This window comes from Lactiplantibacillus paraplantarum, assembly GCF_003641145.1.
Lineage (GTDB): Bacteria > Bacillota > Bacilli > Lactobacillales > Lactobacillaceae > Lactiplantibacillus > Lactiplantibacillus paraplantarum.
On sequence record NZ_CP032744.1, the window covers coordinates 3096177 to 3116560 of the forward strand.

At 40.6% G+C, this 20384-nt stretch carries 19 protein-coding genes and 1 pseudogene; 8 read left to right on the forward strand and 12 right to left on the reverse strand.

Features of this window, described 5'->3' with window-relative positions; genetic code table 11:
• Positions 1–6: 6 nt before the first annotated feature.
• From LP667_RS15150 to LP667_RS15185, 8 genes are all read right to left on the reverse strand, one after another.
• Positions 7–2004: a beta-glucoside-specific PTS transporter subunit IIABC gene (locus tag LP667_RS15150; RefSeq protein ID WP_033609121.1), complete on the reverse strand. Its 1998-nt coding sequence runs from the start codon at positions 2002–2004 to the stop codon at positions 7–9.
• Between the two features lie 170 nt (positions 2005–2174).
• Positions 2175–3023 carry a PRD domain-containing protein gene (locus LP667_RS15155; protein ID WP_021729907.1) on the reverse strand — a complete coding sequence of 283 codons (849 nt, stop codon included), beginning with the start codon at positions 3021–3023 and terminating at the stop codon, positions 2175–2177.
• 194 nt (positions 3024–3217) lie between these two features.
• Positions 3218–5434, reverse strand: a complete 2217-nt coding sequence (locus tag LP667_RS15160) for a glycoside hydrolase family 65 protein (RefSeq protein WP_021729906.1) — start codon at positions 5432–5434, stop codon at positions 3218–3220.
• A 234-nt stretch (positions 5435–5668) separates the two neighbouring features.
• Positions 5669–6520: a rhamnulose-1-phosphate aldolase gene (gene rhaD / locus LP667_RS15165; RefSeq protein ID WP_021729905.1), complete on the reverse strand. Its 852-nt coding sequence runs from the start codon at positions 6518–6520 to the stop codon at positions 5669–5671.
• A gap of 42 nt (positions 6521–6562) precedes the next feature.
• Positions 6563–7846, reverse strand: a complete 1284-nt coding sequence (locus LP667_RS15170) for an L-rhamnose isomerase (RefSeq protein WP_021729904.1) — start codon at positions 7844–7846, stop codon at positions 6563–6565.
• A gap of 14 nt (positions 7847–7860) precedes the next feature.
• The gene (rhaM, locus tag LP667_RS15175) at positions 7861–8175 is read right to left on the reverse strand and encodes an L-rhamnose mutarotase (RefSeq protein ID WP_021729903.1); all 315 of its coding nucleotides are present in this window, start codon (positions 8173–8175) and stop codon (positions 7861–7863) included.
• Entirely contained in the window at positions 8176–9648 is a 1473-nt protein-coding gene (rhaB, locus tag LP667_RS15180) for a rhamnulokinase (RefSeq protein ID WP_033609120.1), read from the reverse strand. It lies immediately after the preceding gene.
• A gap of 286 nt (positions 9649–9934) precedes the next feature.
• Positions 9935–10915, reverse strand: coding sequence for a helix-turn-helix domain-containing protein (locus LP667_RS15185; RefSeq protein WP_021729901.1), 981 nt, complete (start codon positions 10913–10915; stop codon positions 9935–9937).
• A gap of 164 nt (positions 10916–11079) precedes the next feature.
• Between LP667_RS15185 and LP667_RS15190 the strand changes: the two genes are divergently transcribed.
• From LP667_RS15190 to tnpC, 6 genes are all read left to right on the forward strand, one after another.
• Entirely contained in the window at positions 11080–11916 is an 837-nt protein-coding gene (locus LP667_RS15190) for a sugar phosphate isomerase/epimerase family protein (protein ID WP_021729900.1), read from the forward strand.
• Positions 11917–11935: 19 nt separating this feature from the next.
• Entirely contained in the window at positions 11936–12628 is a 693-nt protein-coding gene (locus LP667_RS15195) for an SGNH/GDSL hydrolase family protein (RefSeq protein WP_021729899.1), read from the forward strand.
• 227 nt (positions 12629–12855) lie between these two features.
• The gene (locus tag LP667_RS15200; RefSeq protein WP_033609119.1) at positions 12856–13038 is read left to right on the forward strand and encodes a hypothetical protein; all 183 of its coding nucleotides are present in this window, start codon (positions 12856–12858) and stop codon (positions 13036–13038) included.
• Positions 13028–13375, forward strand: a complete 348-nt coding sequence (tnpB, locus tag LP667_RS15205) for an IS66 family insertion sequence element accessory protein TnpB (protein WP_021729898.1) — start codon at positions 13028–13030, stop codon at positions 13373–13375. Before LP667_RS15200 ends, tnpB begins: the two co-directional genes overlap by 11 nt.
• Positions 13376–13446: 71 nt before the next feature.
• Entirely contained in the window at positions 13447–13962 is a 516-nt protein-coding gene (locus tag LP667_RS17165) for a transposase (RefSeq protein WP_225366496.1), read from the forward strand.
• Positions 13845–14993: an IS66 family transposase gene (gene tnpC, locus LP667_RS15210; protein WP_225366497.1), complete on the forward strand. Its 1149-nt coding sequence runs from the start codon at positions 13845–13847 to the stop codon at positions 14991–14993. Before LP667_RS17165 ends, tnpC begins: the two co-directional genes overlap by 118 nt.
• Before the next feature lie 533 nt (positions 14994–15526).
• Here tnpC and LP667_RS15220 read toward each other — a convergent pair.
• Entirely contained in the window at positions 15527–16372 is an 846-nt protein-coding gene (locus tag LP667_RS15220) for a GRP family sugar transporter (protein WP_021729895.1), read from the reverse strand.
• 75 nt (positions 16373–16447) lie between these two features.
• Positions 16448–17311, reverse strand: a pseudogene (locus tag LP667_RS15225) (MFS transporter); the annotation flags it as partial.
• 84 nt (positions 17312–17395) lie between these two features.
• Here LP667_RS15225 and LP667_RS15230 point away from each other — a divergent pair.
• Positions 17396–18073, forward strand: a complete 678-nt coding sequence (locus LP667_RS15230) for a helix-turn-helix domain-containing protein (RefSeq protein ID WP_021730107.1) — start codon at positions 17396–17398, stop codon at positions 18071–18073.
• A gap of 23 nt (positions 18074–18096) precedes the next feature.
• On the forward strand, positions 18097–18981 hold the full coding sequence (locus LP667_RS15235) for an IS3 family transposase (protein ID WP_120770892.1): 885 nt from the start codon (positions 18097–18099) through the stop codon (positions 18979–18981).
• 129 nt (positions 18982–19110) lie between these two features.
• On the opposite strand, the gene LP667_RS15240 is transcribed toward LP667_RS15235, so the two are convergent.
• Both LP667_RS15240 and LP667_RS15245 read right to left on the reverse strand, forming a co-directional pair.
• Positions 19111–19572: a universal stress protein gene (locus tag LP667_RS15240; RefSeq protein ID WP_021731151.1), complete on the reverse strand. Its 462-nt coding sequence runs from the start codon at positions 19570–19572 to the stop codon at positions 19111–19113.
• A gap of 218 nt (positions 19573–19790) precedes the next feature.
• Positions 19791–20339, reverse strand: coding sequence for a PadR family transcriptional regulator (locus LP667_RS15245; RefSeq protein ID WP_021731149.1), 549 nt, complete (start codon positions 20337–20339; stop codon positions 19791–19793).
• Positions 20340–20384 lie beyond the last annotated feature (45 nt).

Here is a 20384-nt window from a genome sequence, read left to right on the forward strand (position 1 = left end):
TTTTAATTAGTCTAATTGTAATAATGGTTCAGTGGCATTAACTTCCGTAGCAGCTGGAAAGGCCAGTTTGACGTCATGATAGTTCTTAGAATTAGTCACAACCATTGGTGTCGTAACGGGATACCCGGCCGCCTTAATCGCTTCAATATCAAACTTCACTAGCGGCTGACCAGCTTTGACCGTCTCGCCCTTTTGAACTAGCGTTTCAAAACCTTTGCCCTCTAATTCAACAGTATCCATTCCGATATGCATCAAGATTTCAGCACCATCTGTTGTGTTTAAACCAACGGCATGTCCAGTTGGGAACACGAGTGCTACTTCGCCGTCAGCTGGAGCGTATAAGACACCATCAGTTGGTTCGATGGCAACACCTTTGCCCATTGCACCTGATGAGAAGACCTCATCCTTAACTTCACTTAGTGGGATGATTTGGCCCGTTTCGGGGCTACTTAACTTAGTGGCCGCATTGTAAGTGACGTTTGGTTCTACTTTAGTTGCTGCACCAGTTGGTGTCGTTTCTACTGAAACACCACCGACCATGACTGGATCAGCAGTTGCCGCAGTTTCTACGACCTTAGTTTGCTTGTCATTACTATCAACACTCTTGTAACCAAATAACATTTGTAGGGCAAAACCAAGGACTGCAGCAATGGCCATCGCAATAATTAAGCCATATACAGAGCCGTCTACCCCAGTTTTAGAATTAATCGCAGCTGGGATTGAGAATAATCCCATACCGCCCATCATATACATTTTTGTACCTGCAAAACCAATAATACCGCCACCGATTGAAGCGGCCACACAACTCAGAATAAATGGCCGTTTCCGTGGCAATGTTAACCCGTAGATGGCAGGCTCCGTAACACCGAAAATACCGGAGATAAAGGCTGGTAAAGCAATACCGCGTGTCTTTTGATTTTTTGTTTGTAATAGAATACCTAACACAACTCCAGTTTGGGCAAACGAAGCGGCTAATGATAATCCTAAAATAGGGTCAAAGCCTTGTGAGGCTAGGTTGGCCATCATAACAGCTACGAACCCCCAGTGAACACCAAAGATAACGAAAACTTGCCAGAAAGCACCCATCACAAGCCCAGCAACGATCGGACTGAAGTTATAGATTGCAACACACACTGTTGAAATACCATCACTTAACCAACTTGCAACTGGTCCAATAATTAAAAAGGTAATCGGCACTGCAATTAATAACGTAATAAATGGCACTAAGAACGTCTTAACTACCGTTGGCACGATTCGTTTTGCAAATGTCTGAACTTTAGAGGCAAACCAAACGGCCAAGATAATTGGAATTACTGAAGAAGTATAGCTCATCATCACAACCGGAATACCTAAGAAAGTCGCGTGAATCTGTGATTCAAAGATACTACCACTGAACAACGTGCTTAATACTGTCTTACTGCTGTTCAAAGCGACGATACTTGGATAACAAAGCGCCATCCCAATCGCCATTCCGACAAATTGATCAACATGGAACTTTTTGGCTGCTGTCAATCCCAAAACAATTGGAAGGAAATAGAAGAAACCATCACCAATCGAGTAGAGAATCTTGTATGTTCCTGAATTTTCTGACAACCAATTGAACGCGACAAACATCGCAACGAACCCTTTGATCATCCCAGCCGCACACAAAACACCTAACATCGGGGTAAAAATACCAGAAATCAAATCGATGAACCGATCAAAGATACTCATCTTTTCCCCGTCTTCATAATCGTCAGGCACACTACCACCATCGGCAAAACCACCGACGCGAATGAGCGTTTCATAAACGTCTGCGACTTCATTTCCAATGACTACTTGGTACTGACCACCGGACTGAACAACTGTAATAACACCATCTGTATCTTTTAATTCATCGGTATGGGCAGCGCTTTCATCTTTGAGTTTAAAACGCAACCGGGTGGTGCAGTGAACCACGCTCTTAACATTATCCTTACCGCCAACTCCGGCGATAATCTTTTTACTTAAATCTTCATAAGCCATCATTGTTCCTCCTCATTTATCTATAAATCAATAATTGCAATTTGAGTAAACAAAAACCCAAATGTCCTTTCTTCAAACCACGCCACTAGGGCCCTAGTGACTGCTGCTCTCAAGAAAAGATATTTGGGTTAATGCCTGCATAACCAGTAACACACCGTTAATAATCTTATTTATTCACTTTTTTGTCGGTGGGTGACGCGCCAGATGTGAAGAGTCAAATAGACCTTGTCGTCCGGCTCTAGTCGCCAGCCAGCCTTACTTTGTAAAAATGTATCGATCCGCTCCACTGTTGCATAGGCGTGCGCATATTTTACTTGCATCAACTGCAGTAATGACTGATCTAATTCACTCCCAGTTCCATTACTGCGGCTGACGCGTTGCACCATCAGTGCCCGTAAATGCGCAATGAAACGATTGTAATTGAAGGACTCTGGATCCAGATGCATCTGGTATTGATATTGCACGATATCAATGATGCCACTGATCAATTTCGTAATTTTAATCGTTTCCTGCAACTTGGAACCATCTGAACCGGCATTGATGAAGTGATAAGTCATAAAAACCACTTCACTTTTTGGGAGTGTAACATCGGCAGTCGAATTGATTAGGTCAACTGACTGGGTCGCTGCTTGGAATTCTTTTGGAAATAACTTTTTCACTTCCCAGCGGACCGTACCATTATCAACATCAATCCCATCATTGGCCCGCTTCAACGCAAAATCAATGTGGTCTGCAAGCACAAAGTACTGATAGTCACTAAAACTAACTTTTAGCAATGGCTCAACTAGGTGAACTACTTGCGTCGTAATCACAAACGACTGGGGTTTCAAATCTTGAAAAGCATCAATATCAACATTTTGTTTCAGCGTCGCCACAAAGCGCCGTTGAATCTTGCGTTCATCAATTTGGTCCCCCTGATGCTTGCCAAAACCCACGCCATTACCAACTACAATCCATTCAACATCCTGATCATCCACCACTAAAGCGGCATTATTGTTGAAGTTCTTTAGAAATTTCACCACTCACGCCTCCTGGATTTCAAACAAAAAACCTACTTAAAGAGTATCACATCTCACTAAAGAGACTATGAATACCGGTATGAGTAGGTTTATGCCTGATCGAATCAGTAACACGCTTTTATTTATGCTGTTTATATTAGCAACAATTGTAAGCGGTGTCAATATCTGTTTGATATTTTTTTAAATCCATTTCGCTATGAGCTTTTACTATTCGCTACGCTTTCTAGCGCGATTTCTCTTTGTTGCCCATCAACCACCATTGTAAGTGGGCGCCCTGTTATAATCTGAACCTTAGTGCAGCCTTGCTGCAATTGAACTTCCATCACTCGACCACGAAAACGCAACCGATAACTAAGATGCGTTATCTGAGTTGGTAAATGATTGGTAATGTGCAACTTGCCGTCAGCGACATACATCCCGGCAAATCCATACGTTAATCCCAACCAACTGCCGCCCAGATTTGCTTCATGAAGCCCATCTTTGGCATTGCCTTGTAGATCAACCAAATCCATTAACGACGTATCCATATAATAACTAAACGCCTTATCACGATCATCTAACCGACTAGCTAAAATACTGAAGATCGATCGTGATAAAGAGGAATCATGCGTAGTAATTGGTTCATAGTACTCGTAATCTCGCCGTAATTGTTCCAGTGATTGATCTTCTGGAAACAACATTTCTGCTAGTAACGTATCTGCCTGCTTGTTGACCCGGTGACGATAGATCATGAGCGGGTGATAATGTAACAACAGTGGATATTGCGTCGCTGCCGTCGTCGCAAAGGGCCATACCGGCATCTTTGGTGAATTATCATCTTGTGCAGTGACTTGTTGTTCTTGATCATACGGTAGGTACATGTTCGTACTTGCCTTTGTGAACTGTGCTTGCTCATCAGCATCGCCGTCAATATAATGATTTTCAAGTAACCAAGCTGCAAAAGCCATATTTTCCTTAGCCATCCGATTCGTGTAGTAATTATTATCTACCAAGGCGGTATATTCATCCGGCCCCGTCACCTTGTATAAGCAGAATTGCGACCGGCCATCACGCTGTTGCCAGCTACCAAACTGTAACCAGAAACGTGCGGTTTCCAGGACAACCGCTGCGCCCTGTTCCCGCAAGAAGTTCTGATCATTAGTGACATCAAAGTATAACTTAACCGTATGTGCAATGTCCGCATTGATGTGATATTGCGCAGTGCCAGCAGGAAAATAGGCACTGGCTTCTTCACCATTGATCGTTCGCCATGCGTACAATGCGCCCCGGGTCACGCCCAAGCTCCGGGCCCGCTTTCGAGCTTGTGGCAAGATACTAAACCGATAATGCAACAGTTGCTTGGCAATTTGTGGCTGCGTGTAAATGAAGAACGGTAACATATACATCTCAGTGTCCCAGAAATAATGGCCCTCATAGCCCGGTCCAGTAATCCCTTTAGCTGCAATGTTCGTTAACCCGTTACGACCAGCTGATTGAAATAACTGGAACAAGTTATATTGAATCCCAGCTTGCAACTTTTGATCACTAATTTGCACTTGCGACTGTTGCCAAAAGTTCGTTAAAATCTGCCGATTACGATCCACAATATCGTTGGTCCAACTCGTTATCGTATCCGGCAGCGCTTGATTAATTTCACTGATTTGACGCGTAAACGACCAGCTCAGCGTTGTCTGTACTTCGATGGTACCACTGCCATGAAAACCGGCATGATCGCCATATACTTCAAAGCCTGTCGGAAAGCTGGTCAACCAATCCCGTTGCGTTATTTGTTGGTGTGTTGAAGCTACCAACGTCTGCCACTCTATTTGCTGCTGACGATCAGCTGGTATAAATTGGTTGGTTAACCCAGATTGTCGTTGCGCTACTCGCGGATCGTCCGCGTCCGCCGTCGTCGCAGTCACATCATGAATAATTGGCCGCGTGAACCGCAACGTCCCCGTATAATCAAGCGAAGTCAGTTCGTAGTTCAAGAATAGTTGATGCGAATTATCCAACGCAATCATTGATTTAACGACCAGTTCAAAATGATGGTGGTCGGAGGTAACAATCTGAAACTTTTCCGTTAATACGCCCGTATCAAAATCAAGCACGGCATCGTCGACCGTCATATCCCAGTCACCAGGAATCTCAGAACTTGTCTTCTCAGTTGCAAAGTCTAAGTACCGCGGACTTGTTAATGAAATAATCGTTTGATGATTTTTCGCATATCCATAGGCACTTTCTCCATATGTGATTGGGTTCGTCGCATAATAGCCATTGATGAGCATCACTGGTAGTGTTGCTTGTTGATTACCTGTAAACGGTACTGAGTCTCGAACACCCATGTGACCATCACCCAAGGCAAAAATCGTCTCCAGATACTGCCGATTCGTCGTTGCCACATCTTTTAATGTTAACTTATCAATTTGCATAGTCTCCCCCACTTTCGACTTCATTTGCTGTAGTATAACATCCGAAATAAAGCGGTTTCATCGATTTGAGAATCACTTTGCTGCTTTTCGCATAAAACAATCGCTTAGTACCGACAATATACTAACGTTATGGCGGAAACGTATGCCAAATTATTAGGGACTCGCAAAAGGGCCTGAATCATATAACAATTCAAGCCCTTTTCTCTATTTTGAATATAATATTAATTGTTAATTCTAGTCAACCGTTGCTCCGACTGCATCCGGTGTTAAAAAGTCTTCATTGGCTTTCAAGTCAAACCGCTTGATTAAGTCACGGAAATCTTTGTCGGTCAACGATTGCAAGACTTCTCCACCTTGTGCACGAATCGTCGTGTAGATTAATGCTGACTTTTCAACTGTTTCAACTAACCCATAAGTTTCATCTAGAGAGTCACCAGCTGCGAAGACGCCATGGTGTGGCCATACAACTACCCGGTAGTCGGCCATTTTAGCGGCCGTCTTTTCACCGATTTCATTAGTTCCTGGGCACATATATGGGATAACGCCTACGCCTTCTGGGAAGACAACGATTGATTCTGGATGCATCTTCCATAGCGTCCGACTGAACCGCTTAGATGACAACGGAATCGTAAAGGTCATTGCAACCAAGTTAGTTGGGTGGCAATGCATGATAACCCGTTGATCAGGATCTTGCTTCAACCGAGCAATGTGGCTCATTAAGTGTGATGGAAATTCGCTAGTTGGTTCACCACCATCATTGAAGCCCCACATTAAATCAACACTGTTGCCGACTTCGCTGATTCGAATCAAGCCCATGTCACGTTCAGGAAATTCGACCATATTCTTAAAGTACCGGCCAGTTCCCGTAACTAAGTAATACTTGCCCGCTAATTCACTGGCATCAAATTTAATTGGAATCTGACGTAAAACTTTATCCGTACCAGCATAGGCTTCAACTTCCTCTTTAGTCAGTCGTAGACTCACGTTGCCGCCGTTCCGTTCGTCCCAGCCATGCCGATATAAATTTTCCGTTGTTTGTGCCATATCACGTACATATGGTGAATCAATAAAGTCTGTCATAATCATTGCCAACCTTTTCTTGTTAATTTTTGTTGTAACTAACCGTCGTTATTCCGTAACTACTTTTTTGTCCCGAGGGAATTGGACTTTCTGTTCATAGTTATGAATTTCATCAAGCCAATCAGTTCCTACTGGTGTATTGTTCTTCAAGCAGAATTCATCCCAAACAGCGCCAAATGGGAAGGACTTCAATTCTTCAGTAACCGCCAACCGCTTCGTAAAGTCGTAGTTTAATTCAGCTTTCTTCAAATCATCAATTGGTGCTAACATCGCTTGTAATAAGGCTTTTTGCGTTGCCCGCGCACCGATAACCCATGCAGATACTCGGTTGATCGTAGCATCAAAGAAGTCTAAACCGATGTTAGTCCGTTCCAATTCGTTATCACGAACCAATGACCGAGTAATCCGTTGTAAGGCTTCGTCGAAGATTACAACATGGTCACTGTCCCAACGAACTGGACGTGAAACGTGTAACATTAATCCTTTGCCAAACGGCATGAAAGCAGAGAACTTATCCGAAACATCTTCCGTTGGGTGCCAGTGCCCAGCATCAATCGTCCAGAGTTTGCCCCGGCTGATGGCATAGTTGTTATAGAACAGATGGGAGCCAACCGTATAAGATTCAATCCCCGTACCGAACAGCTTACCTTCGACAGCTTCAATCGTATTCTTTTCATCGTACTTCTTGGCAAAGACTTCATCTAGGGACTCAATCAACCGCTCCCGTGGTGCTTGTTTATCAATTGGGTTATCTTTAAAACCATCTGGAATCCAGAAGTTATTAACCGATTGTTGGCCTAATTCTTGCCCAAAGTAATTTGCGATTTCCCGCGATTTCTTACCAACTTCAATCCAGTAGTCTCGTACTGACTTTTCAGGACTAGCTAACGTAAAGTTATGCTTAACCATTGGATGGGAGAAGAAGGTTGGATTCATATCTAAGCCAATACCTTCTTGTTTAGCCCAATCTACCCAATATTTGAAGTCTTCCGGACCAACTTCGTTAAAATCTTTTTTCTTATCTGTAACCGCATACAAAGTATGCAATGCCACTTTATGACTCCCTGGAATTAATGACAATGCTTCGTGCAGATCACCTGTTAATTGGTCAGGTGTCCGTGCAACACCAGGATAATCACCCGAAACACCAATCCCACCAGTTAATTCTTGATCAGGGTTCAAGAAACCATGAATATCATCACCTTGCCAACAATGAACAGACAGCTTGACCTTCTTTAGCGCTTCCATGACTTTTTCAGTATCGACACCGATTTCGGCGTAACGTTCTTTTGCAACTTGATAAGCTTTTTCAACTTCGCCAGTTTTAACCATAATACTAACCCCCATTAATCTAAATGAAATACTTCTGTCAAATCCGTCGTAACTGGACTATTATCTTCATTCGTATCCATAAGTGGTTCCATATATTGCCACCATTTCTTACAAATATCAGTCTCAGCAATTTTGTTATAAGTCATAATATCCGGAACCTCTAGGTAAGCAAAAGTCTGTCCATTTAACTTATTCAAGAAGATTGAATAATTGGTAGCCCCATATTGCTTCAATGCCGCTTTCATTTCTGGCCACAATTCAGCATGTCGCTTTTCGTACTCCACATAAGCATCCTTATGGAGATACATAACCTGTCCCATTCGAATCATCTATACCAACTCCTTGCTATGTCCATTCAGAAAATCTTGATATCGTTGTAAAACGCCATCATATAAACCAGTCTCAGGTACAAAACATTTCAATTCAAACGAACGACCTATCATCTTCCGTCCCAACTTAATATTTTCTACTTCACCTGTACTAATCATCTGAACCAGTGCATTACCAATAGCTGTGGCTTCATTAGGACCAGCTACAACTTGAATGTTAGCCAAGGTACTAGTCATTTGATTCAACAGTGCAATATTACTACCACCACCAACAATATTTAAGGTCTTAAGATGACACGACAAGATACTGTTCAATTGTTGCACTTCATTAGCATAGAACAGTGCTAAATTAGCATAAATCGCCATCATCACCTGACCTGGTGTTTCCGGCACAATCTGCTGAGTATCTTGACAGTAATGTTGAATTTCCTCAATCATATTGTTTGGATTAACAAAACGATCATCATTCACATCAATAAATTGCTGAAACGGTTGCTCTTTAGCGGCCAATGAGGCTAGAACACTAAAGTTATATTGATTACCATAACAACGCTTGACACATTGAGCCATCCACAGTCCCATAATATTTTTCAAAAAACGATATGTCCCATACGCACCCCATTCATTCGTGTAGTTATTTTGAAAAGCTAATTGACCATTTTCTGGCGTATTAAGCTCTTTCCCTAGTAGTGACCAAGTCCCTGAGCTTAAGAAAGCCCAATCGTCCCCCTCACCCGGCGTTCCAACTACTGCAGACGCCGTATCATGAGTTGCTACAGTAATAACTTCTGTAACTGGCAAATCGAAGTTTTCCATCCAATTTTCACTAACGAATCCTAACAAGGTCCCAGCCTCAACCAAATCAGCAAACTGGTCATCGTTTACATTAACTTTAGTTAGCAAATCATGATCAAACAAACCAGCGCGTAAATTTAACATTTGCGTTGTTGAGGCATTAGTTACTTCTGTTACAACCTTACCTGTTAATACGTAGCCAATATAATCGGGTATCATCATAATCTTGTCAGTGTTTTTCAGCAACTGATGATCCTCTTCATATAATTGATAAAGTGTATTGAAGTCTAAAAACTGAATGCCCGTTTTTTTATATAATTCATCTTTAGATAAATCACTTGTTAGATTATTAATTGCATTTGATGTTCGACCATCCCGATAACTAATCGGATTGCTTAACTTGTTGCCATCTTTGCCGACCAAGACATAATCCACCGCCCATGTATCAATTCCTAGATAAACTTTAGCATACCCGGCTGCCTTGACCTTCTCAAGTCCAGTTAGAATTTCATGAATCAAATAGTCAATATTCCATCGATCATGACCATCGGTTTTTTTAAAACCATTTTTAAACCGGTGAATTTCTTCAAGCTGTATCTGTTGATTGCTATTAACTTTTGCTAACATAAGTCGCCCACTAGAGGCTCCAATATCAACTGCGACGTATACATTTTTCACTCGTCATTCCACCTCACCTAGCCCTATCAGTAACACAAAATTTGTTGGATTGTAATCTTTTCACAATCATATGATTATCCCATCGGCGTGTTGCTCGGCCTCAATTACAAGTCTAATTGTATGCGCTATCACAAGTTATCACAATGTCACAAAATACGAGAATAAGTATCATATTTACATTCCTAATTCTTCCTGCTATGAGGAAATTATCAATTGTATCTATTTTTACCCTTTTCAACTGAAATAAAAAATCATGAGCTAAGGTGCTCATGACTCACGTATAACTTTATTTGTTATTTCGAGTTTCTGTCGGTAAGTGCCCGTACTTTTCCTGATACTTACTATAGAAATAATTTTTATTTGAAAAACCCACTTGTCGAATAATCTGTGATATCGGCAATTTTGTAGAAGTGATTAACAACTGTGCTTGAAGTAGCTTTTGCTGATTTAACAGTTCTGTAAACGTGCTCCCTGTTTTTTTCTTAATTAAGTTACTCAGATAATACCGATTATAGTTTAATTCCTTGGCAACCGATTGGAGTGACACCGTTGCATAACCTTTTTCTATATCTTTCAAAACCGTTAGCATTACTGGATCATTTAATCGTTGCTTGGACTTATTAATAATTTCGCTTTGATAGTCCCTCACTAAAGTAATAAGTAAGATCGGTAAGTAACTGCTGATTATCTGATTTGAGAATTTTCTAGAAAAGAAATACTCCGATAATACTGTGTTAATTATATGGGTAACATCTGAATTACCATGCTTCTTGAACAAAATGTATAATGGTTCAGTTTGATTTCGCGTAGTTGTATTCATCAAAAAGTTAAACAACACACTATCTGAATCATACAATTTGTCTAGCAAATCTAGATGAATCGATTTATTACGAAAAAGGATGTTAATTAAAATATCGTTATCTCCAAGCGCCTCCAAACTATGTGAGCTTCCTTTATTCAGCAAAACGACATCCCCAGAGTTCAACGTGACTTGTTTGCCATCAATATATTGAACACAGTGTCCCGAATACATATAATTAAGTTCCAAAAATTGATGCGTGTGCAACGGATACCTAGCATAACGATTGTGCTTACTAACATAAATATCCTTATTTCTAAAAAAATGTCGATTATTTAAGTGAATATAGTCATCGCTACTGGCATCTATCGTATCATCTGGTAAGTCTTGAACATACTCATGTGTCTGTTGTTGAATTTTCTCAACATCTGTTAATTGATGTAATAACTCATCTAATTGTTTATCCAAAATAGCACCCCTGTAAATTCAATACAAATAAATTGAAATACCATATTGTAAATATAATTGTATCATTGTTTAATGATTAATGAAAACGGTATCAAACGTTATCGTTATCATCCTTTATTAAACGATTAATCATCAATGAAAACAATACTTTAGGAGGGTTTTTTATGCAAATTGGTATTCGAGCACATGATATTCATATTTTTGATAACCCAGAGAAACTAGCAATCAGCCTTAAAGAACACGATTTTCATTATGTTCAATTCGCACCTCGTGTCTCACTTTCCGAGCTTACCCACGGTGGTACCAAAATCAATTTTGGCTTAGGAAATCGAGTGAAGCAAGCATTCGATAAGCAAGGCATTAAAATTGCAGTCTTGGGCTGTTATATTAACATTATTGATCCGGACTTAACTAAACGCGAACAGGTACTCACTCAATTCAAAAAGTATCTCTCATTAGCTCACTCTTTTGGTACCGAATTAGTCGCCACAGAAACCGGTAGTGTCGATCCAACTTTTCGTAAAACGCCGAACAATTTTACACCAATCAAAATTTCAGAGACTATCAATGTGATTCATGATTTAGTTACCACCGCAGAGAAAACTGGCACATTAATCGGTATTGAACCTGGCGTTAACCACCCCATCTATTCACTTGAAGTCACTAAAGAATTACTTCAAGCAATTCCGTCACCTAATCTTCAAATCATTTTAGATCCTGGCTCACTTATCATGAACCCTGATGATGACCCAGTCCAAATTCTAAAGCGAGGGATTCACGACTTCGGTGAAAGAATTTATGCTTATCATATTAAGGACTATATCTATCATGATAACCACATTGAAATCACGCCCATTGGTGCTGGCCAAGCTAACATCGAAAGTATGTTACAAACTATCAATGCGGAGCAACCCAATGCATATGTAATTGCTGACGAACTGTCTGCAAATAAAATTGAGGTATCGTTAACACGACTACAAACAATGGCACAAAGAATTTAATATCCGAGAGGTGACAGTTATGACTCATTCCAATCCGCTGAATGGAAAATTACTATATGCTTTTGGCTCTAGTATTGTAAATGGGCACTTAGCCAACACTGGCTTCGTGGAAGATATCGCCCTTGATAACCATATGTCATATCGCAAATTTGCAGTGAATGGTGCAACTACTCGTACAAGCGATCCCAATAATATCTTAAAACAAATCAAAAACGCACCTAGCATTATCCCTGACTTTATTATTTTTGATTCTTGGGCTAATGATGCTTATGCTGAAATTGCCAACGATCCTAATCAATTTGGTGAAATAGCGACTGGCTTTGATTCAGTATTGCATTCAACAACGTATTGCGGCGGCCTGGAAACAATTTGCAAAACATTAATATCCAAATACCCAGGCACACAATTTATTTTACTAGCAACGCATAAAACGCCTGCGCGTAAATTAGATGTTCAAGAAAAAATGTACCAAGCTGCCTTACAAATTTGCCACAAATGGTCATTTAATTTGATTGACCTATACAACTCAGGTAGCTTTAACACTTTCATCAAAGAGTATCAGTATAACTATTCATATGATGTCGTTGACAGCAATGGGGGCAATCACGCATATGGTGGCTCTGGTACTCACCCAAATGCAGATGGTTATCGAACTTTTTACGACCCAATCATTACTAATAAATTGTTATCGCTCTGTAGTCAATCAAATTGACAGGATGGGAAATAACACAGTTCACAACTAAATAGTGTCATTAATCAACGATAGTGGTCATTGTAACTTACTACAATGACCACTATCGTTTTTAATATACAACTTATAAGTGAGTCATCACACTTGCTTAGTTTATAAAAGGTAAGCAGTAAATAATCGACCGTATTTCCCGTGGCCGCCATATGGATTATGATTACCTCATCAAATAAATTGGTGAGGTGTTTTTGATGGATAAACAACCAGATATTGTTCAAGTAAGAGTCGGTCGGACTCCAGAAACCCCAGCTCTTGGAGCGGCTAAAGCATTGCAAATCAGAGTCGACAGCAATAAATCAGTCATTGTTTACAATCACATCAACGGATATATTCTTGATGCTTTAATGAAGGCGGTGTTCCCACATGATCATTGATACCAGCCAAATCAGCCAAATCTACCTGGTTTGTGGCAAGACAGATTTGCGCAAAGGTATTGATGGACTCGCGGGAATCGTTCAGGAACAATATGACTTAGACCCATACTCGCATGCACTATATCTCTTTTGTGGCACACGCAAAGACCGCTTCAAAGCCCTGTATTGGGATGGTGATGGCTTCCTATTACTGTACAAGCGGTTAGAAAATGGCCATTTACAATGGCCAACCAATCAACTCGCGATTCGCAGATTAGATCCACGGCAGCTAGTTCGCTTGTTGAGTGGTTGGGCGTTAGATGCGACTGTTCATAAAGTATGCCCTCCAGGGCATTGAAAGTGCTTTCTAGTTCGTCAAATGAGTGGTAAACTCAATGATAATAACGATACATCAAGGAGGTGACACCTATGGCAGAATCAGAAAAAGATCAAAGAATCCATGAACTTGAAGCGGAAATTGCGACTCTTAAGGAACAGCTGGCTTACCTCACTCGAAAAATATATGCGAGTAAATCCGAAACAATAGATCCCAATCAAACGTCACTATTTGATAAGGAAGATCGTGTTTTTACCGAACCAGAGCAAACTGGAGACCAAAGCAGCGCCGCATCAAATCAAGTACAGCCAAAGAAATCGAAGAAAAAGACGCGGCAAGAAAAAATAGATGCCAAGGTACCGGTACGCGTAACCATCATTGAACCAGCTGATGGTAAATGTCCAGCAGGACATTCAGGCATCACGCCGATTGGAAAAAATATGTGCGAGAAGAATTGCATGTCGTTCCAGCGTACGCATATCTGGAAAAGATCTACGAACAAACTTATAAGTGTGAACAGTGTGCTGAGAATACAGCAACATCTGGCTTGTGGAAGTCGCTGGTGCCACCGGCCTTGTTTCCGCATAGTTTGGCTTCTGTCTCCTTAGTAGCGGAAGTTATCTATAAAAAGTTTGTCTTGGGTGTACCATTATATCGTCAGCTATCTGAGATTAGCCGTTTAGGCTACCATACGTCTGAAGCGACCTTGACTAATTGGGTTATCAAAGCCGCCCAACAACTAACACCACTCTACGAGGAATTTCATCGGCAATTGTGCTCGGCTCATCACCTGCAAGGTGATGAAACTCCAATCGAAGTTCTGAGAGAGCCCGGCAAGGCTGCGACATCGAAGTCTTACATGTGGGTGGCACGTACGCCAATTAAACAGCCAAATCCCACCGTCTATTATGCATATGGTGCCACCCGTTCAGGCGCCTTTGCCCAATCCGTATATGAAGGATATCAGGGCGTTTTACAATGTGACGGATATAGTGGCTACAACTTACTAGGTACGGGTGTGCACCGAATGGGTTGTTGGGCCCACGTTCGACGCAAGTTCTATGACGCGAATCAAGCGCATATCAAGGGAGCCCAAGAACTACTTCATTTGATTGACGAGATGTTCACTCGAGAACGAGAATGGCAGGCCTATTCACCACGAGTACGCCGGCGACGACGCCGTAGTAGCTTGAGGAAAATTCTCAAGCGTTTTTGGCGCATTGTGGATCATACCGAGGTATTATCACAATCTCGGCTGGGAAAGGCGATCACTTACGCTCAAAGTCAACGGCCATATCTTGACCGGATTATTAGTGATGGCGTTATTGATTGGAGTAATAATGCTTCTGAGCGTAATATGAAGAGTCTGGTGATTGGGCGTAAGAACTGGTTGTTTAGTACCAGTACGCAAGGTGCCGAGTCAACCGCTATTTGGATGACATTTATTGAAAGCGCCAAGGCCAATCATATCGATCCACGTCAATATTTGACGGATTTATTAAAAGCTTCGACAGTCCTACCAGCATTTCCGAAACCGGAAGAGTTGGCGGTTTATTTGCCATGGAATTATCGAAAACATCAAAATGTGGACCAACGGACAGACGTTAACGAGTCTCCGGCGACAACGTTCGCCGCATAGACAAAAAGAAAGTTCCTACGCTTCTCAGAACCGAGAAGTGTGGGAACTTTCTTTTTGTATTCACGATAACCTGTAGAGAATAAGGCAATACGGTCAGTTATTTACTGCTTACTATAAAAGCATTGGTTTCCCTTACCAAATCTCTCAGACATGGATACATTCGAATTGATACTGAGAAAAACATCTACAATTTATGTTCTCATTTCACAAATCAAAGTTAACAAAAAGCGACGTGTCTCCTAATAACTAGGAAACACGCCGCCAAGCTAGCTAACGCAATGTAATCGCATCAATACCTGATGCTAGCAAACTAAAATCCATTCCTTTAGCAGCTTCAAATTGCCGATCTTCTAACGTATTAAACCGTTCGGCCATATAGTAAGCTGTCAAATACCGCTTCAAAATTGCTTTTGAAGCCTTGAGATCATCAATCTCATCTGGATGATAATTGCTAACAACCGCGTATGCAAATTTTTCTTAATTCAATTTGATTTTATCTTTTGCCATAATAAACACTCTCCATTTTTATGAATTCATACCATTATTAGACCAGTAGCACCACATAAGAGAACAATTAGTCCAATAAGTGTCTTTTTAAACTGACCTTTTACAAATTCGTGTAAGATAAATCCACCTAATATGGTTGCTACCACAACATTCAACTGTGAAAGAATAAATGCATTTACCATTCCATTTAGCGTTAGCGAAATAAGATATGTTGCAGCTGCTACTGAGAATATTACACCCGTTGAAATATTATTCACTGTAGACTTGCGCCAAACATCAGCTAAGTTAGGACCACTAATGACAATTGACGCAACTAGCATGCCCAACGCTTGTGGCAAAAAGCCATTCAGATTAGAAGTTATTTGTGCAAAGTGGGGTAGCGCAGAATAACCCCAATAGCCAATTGTAGTTATTCCTAAGATTACATATGACCGGTTCATACAAGAATGAACGTTCCCACCCTCACTTGTTAGATGAATTCCTGCTAACACAACCACTAACATAATTAAGCTCAACAAAACATCTTTACTGCCATGCCACTCATGGAATACAATGCCACCAATAATACTATTACCAATTATCTGCAATGCCGTTGACAAAGGCATTGTCGCACTGACGCCTAAGTGCTCATAACAATAATATTGTCCAACTTGACCAATACTCCAGCAAAAACCTGACAAGAAAAAAATTAATCCATTCTGCCAATTCATAGTAAGATGTAAGGAAATTGTTAACAATAATGCAACGACTGTAATGCCGATGGTTGTTCCAAGCAATTGATTACATAAGTCACCACCAGTAATCTTCCGGATCCAAATTGGTAAAATTCCCCAGAATAATGCTGGTATTAGTCCAACTGTAATTACCCACATAATTATATATCCTACCTTTAAAACAAACGGTGCCCTAAGTTAGAGCACCGTTTGTTTTAAAAAAATTTGGCTCAATTAATCTTCAAGTTCTGCTTCTTTAGCACGGCGCGCTGCCAATTCAGCATCAACCGCATCAATCTTCTTCTTGCTTAATGGATACCAGAAAATCAAGATAATGGCACCAATAGCTAAACAAGTAGCTGGAATCAGATTAGCAATTGCATAAATCCGGTTAACAACAGTAGTTGATTGTGTTGCACCACCAGTTGTAGATGAAATGTAGCCAATAGCAGTAAGCATGAAGCCTCCGATAAAGCCTCCAATTGCTTGTGCAACCTTACGAGCAAATGAGTTAACACCATAAACCGTACCGTCTTCACGGAAACCGGTCAAATATTGATGATAATCGATAACATCAGTAATAAATGCCCAAACCATCAAGTTAAACATCCCTGAACCAAGTGTAGCTAAGAATAAAAGAACTAAATATAACCATGGATTAGTGATATGCATAAAGTACATCAAGAGATACATTGCAGTACCAAATAGTAAACATACAATCGAAGCTTCACGCTTACCAAAGTTTTTAATCAGCTTAGTTGCAAACGGGGCTAATACGACAACGGTCCCATAGGTAAACAATAGTGCAATCGATAAAGCTTGTTTATTTTTGAAATAGTCAGTAAAGAGGTAAGTTGCTAAAGTACCTGATAAGTTTTGGTTGATAACAATGAATAAATCGCAGACAACTAATGACATTAAGGCGCGGTTAGTGAATAAGCCTTTGATTAGCTTCCCAGCGCTGACCTTCTCAGTTTTTTCAACCTGAACACGTTCAGTCGTCAAACGATACGTGACATTATATGCGATGAAGGCAATAATCGCACATAGCATTGAAACCATGAAGAACCGGTTGGTTGAAACAACCTGTTGCCCATTAGCCAAAGTCTTATATACGGATATACTACCCCTTAGGTACACAGATTAAATAATAAAAAATCTGTGTACCTAAGGGGTTTTTGTATGCGTTCAAATAGAAAGTATTCATTTGATGAAAAGATTAACATTCTTAATCTGATTGATAATAACCATACGGTGCAATCAATTGCCAGGGATCTACAAATAAATAAAAACGTTATTCATCAATGGAAAAGATTGTACGATCTCAATGGAAGTGAAGGCTTAAGGCATCAAAGAAAAAATCGCAGCTATTCTCAAGCATTCAAAGAAAGGATTGTACAGGAACATATCAAAGAAAAGCTGTCTTTTCCAAAATTAGCCACCAAGTATGGTTTGAGTAGCGCCGGGATGGTGTCTAATTGGTTTAGAGATTATACTATTGGAAAGAAAACTTATTCCAATAGAAATCCGAGGAACCGAAAGATGAAAGACGGACGCAAGACAACCCAAATTGAACGCATTGAAATAGCTCAATGGACTATCGCCAACGACTATGCTTACCACGAGGCCGCTAGCCATTTTGAGGTCTCGTATCAACAAGTTTATACCTGGGTCAAGAAGCTAAATAACGGCGGTGTGGACGCTTTAGCCGACCGCCGTGGGAAAAGTAAAGCTACGCCACTTACCGAGTTAGATATCGCTAAACTGAAAATAAAAGAATTAGAAGCTAGAACTAAACATTTGGAAATGGAAAAGGACCTGTCAAAAAAATTGAAAGAGATTCAAAGGAGAGTGAAGTAAGTGGTTGGTCATCAATCGACCGGATCTCAAAATATCAGGCAATTCAAGAACTAGCCGGTAAATATCCCATAAGTTGGTTGTGTCAAGAAGTCGGGATCAAGCGGAGGTCATATTATAAATGGTTGAACCGGACATTAACCGCTAATGAACGACTAAATGATGAGCTAGTTAAATTCATGCTTAAATTAGAAATTAGCCATAATTATATATTTGGTGTTGAAACCTTAGTTATGCACATCAACGAAGAGACTGAGTACCATGTGAATGCCAAACGTATCAGAAGATTAATGCAAGTTAACCATATCAAATCATCGATTCGCATTAGTAAACATGATCGTAAAGCGGAATATAAAGAAATGATGTCAGCCAATATCATCAAGCATGATTTTAATCAGGAAGAATCTAATAAGGTTTGGACAACCGACTGTACTGAATTAAAATACGGTAATCAAAGTCTCAACAAACTACGACTTAGTGCCATCAAGGATTTACACGATCACAGTATCGTTGCCTGGGCGATCGATGATACCGAAACGACAACACTGGTGACAGCAACTGTTAATAAAGCAATGAAAAGTAATGACCTGGCCGCCAACGAATTAATTTTACACACTGACCAAGGTTCGGCCTATACATCATTAGAATTCAATCGGGCCCTTAATAGCTATGGCATTTGCCATAGCATGTCAAGACCGGGGACACCTGGAGACAACGCGCCTATGGAGAGTTTCTGGAGTCATTTAAAAGATGAGGACTTAAGTTTTAAAACCGCATTGACCAAAGAAGAATTACTTCAAAACATTACCAAAGCAATTGACTGGTACAACAACGGTCGACGTCAAAAGTCATTAAAAGGCATGACCCCGACAGAATGTCGAAATCATGCCCTCCGATTTAAAGCATCATAATTTATATTATTTAAACTGTGTACTTGACAGGGTGTAGTGCCCAACGCTACAGCTATTTGTCATTTTAAATTCAACTAGTCACACCATCGGTCACTGGCAGTAATTACCATGTTAACGATACCGGTCTCGTTAACGAACCACGATGACTGAAATCGGCGCCTTGCGTGCTAACCGCGGACCAATGGCACCAGCAATCTTAGAATGTGCGAATTCAGTGTCCGCTCCTGTTACTAACAGGTCTGGTTTAAATTCTGGAATGACTTGTTCCAAGATCACATCATCAACATCCCCACCTTCATAAACTAGGGGTTCGATTTGCTTAACGCCGCGTTGTTCAGCAAGCTGAACATATTCGGCGACTACTTCTTCTACGTGTTTACGTTTGGCCTGAATTTTGGACGGTGTTAACGAATCAAAAATATTGATATCTTCACTTTCAAGCACCGAACAAATACCCAACGGAACATCATAATCGCGGGCCAAAGTCGTGGCATACCGAAAGGCACGTTCTGAAGAGGTATTATCGTCTTCGTCAACAGTCAGCAAAATGCGCCGATAAACGAGTGGCTCTTGCATTTTTTGATTTTCCATAGTTAGTTAATCTCCTCATTGAATTGAATTGATATTGACCACTGTCATTATACCAGTTTCAAGTCTTAAACGGGACCATTTATCATTACTTGCAAGGCAGTGATAACCACCTCGCCAGCTTGCTTAACACCGTTATTTAACCGCCACCGCCATTTTCTCATTGCAAGGACATGCTTCCGACTAAGATCACGTTTATTAACCACTAAACTATAACCGGCCTACTTCTTTGGTAATGCACGCAAAGTCTGTTTAAGCCAATTTACATAGTAGTCCTCACGACCAATTGCGTGCTGCAAAATCAAGTAATGTCCATAATGTTGCTTAGCCATGGCTGGTTGGGGAAAGACAGTCGCCAAACGTTGCTGTAAGTGTGTCAGCTTAGCAGTATGCAGTGCAAGTTGTTCATGTAACATCGCAAGTAGCCGCGGATCATGGTTAGTCTGAATAAAATATAATTTCAAAATAAATTCATCTTTGGTTGCAGTTAAATCGGGCGTTCCGATACTAATCCATTCATGTAATAACTGGCTACCGCTAGTCGTAATATGATAAAGTTTTTTTTCTAATTTTTCGCCACTGATCGTAATTTCATGGGTGACATAGCCCTGTTCTTCTAACCGTTTTAGTTGCGGATAGATCTGACTGTGTTGGGCCTGCCAAAATTCACCAATTTCGTCGTCAAAAGCCTTGGTTAGATCATAGCCAGTTAACGGTTGCTGGTTTAACAGTCCTAGAATAATAAATTGTAACTTATTTTTTTGCGCCATTGGAAATTCCTCCTTGACGATTCTTTGATAACAGTATACACTAAC

What these genes read in the sequence shown, in the direction of transcription:
- LP667_RS15195 (WP_021729899.1), top strand. Translation starts at nt 11,936, where the DNA reads ATGACTCATTCCAATCCGCTGAATGGAAAATTACTATATGCTTTTGGC.
- LP667_RS15150 (WP_033609121.1), bottom strand. Translation starts at nt 2,004, where the DNA reads ATGGCTTATGAAGATTTAAGTAAAAAGATTATCGCCGGAGTTGGCGGT.
- LP667_RS15160 (WP_021729906.1), bottom strand. Translation starts at nt 5,434, where the DNA reads ATGCAAATTGATAAGTTAACATTAAAAGATGTGGCAACGACGAATCGG.
- tnpB (WP_021729898.1), top strand. Translation starts at nt 13,028, where the DNA reads ATGATCATTGATACCAGCCAAATCAGCCAAATCTACCTGGTTTGTGGC.
- LP667_RS15190 (WP_021729900.1), top strand. Translation starts at nt 11,080, where the DNA reads ATGCAAATTGGTATTCGAGCACATGATATTCATATTTTTGATAACCCA.
- LP667_RS15240 (WP_021731151.1), bottom strand. Translation starts at nt 19,572, where the DNA reads ATGGAAAATCAAAAAATGCAAGAGCCACTCGTTTATCGGCGCATTTTG.
- LP667_RS15200 (WP_033609119.1), top strand. Translation starts at nt 12,856, where the DNA reads ATGGATAAACAACCAGATATTGTTCAAGTAAGAGTCGGTCGGACTCCA.
- LP667_RS15245 (WP_021731149.1), bottom strand. Translation starts at nt 20,339, where the DNA reads ATGGCGCAAAAAAATAAGTTACAATTTATTATTCTAGGACTGTTAAAC.
- LP667_RS15220 (WP_021729895.1), bottom strand. Translation starts at nt 16,372, where the DNA reads ATGTGGGTAATTACAGTTGGACTAATACCAGCATTATTCTGGGGAATT.
- rhaM (WP_021729903.1), bottom strand. Translation starts at nt 8,175, where the DNA reads ATGATTCGAATGGGACAGGTTATGTATCTCCATAAGGATGCTTATGTG.
- LP667_RS15170 (WP_021729904.1), bottom strand. Translation starts at nt 7,846, where the DNA reads ATGGTTAAAACTGGCGAAGTTGAAAAAGCTTATCAAGTTGCAAAAGAA.
- LP667_RS17165 (WP_225366496.1), top strand. Translation starts at nt 13,447, where the DNA reads ATGGCAGAATCAGAAAAAGATCAAAGAATCCATGAACTTGAAGCGGAA.
- rhaD (WP_021729905.1), bottom strand. Translation starts at nt 6,520, where the DNA reads ATGATTATGACAGACTTTATTGATTCACCATATGTACGTGATATGGCA.
- LP667_RS15230 (WP_021730107.1), top strand. Translation starts at nt 17,396, where the DNA reads ATGCGTTCAAATAGAAAGTATTCATTTGATGAAAAGATTAACATTCTT.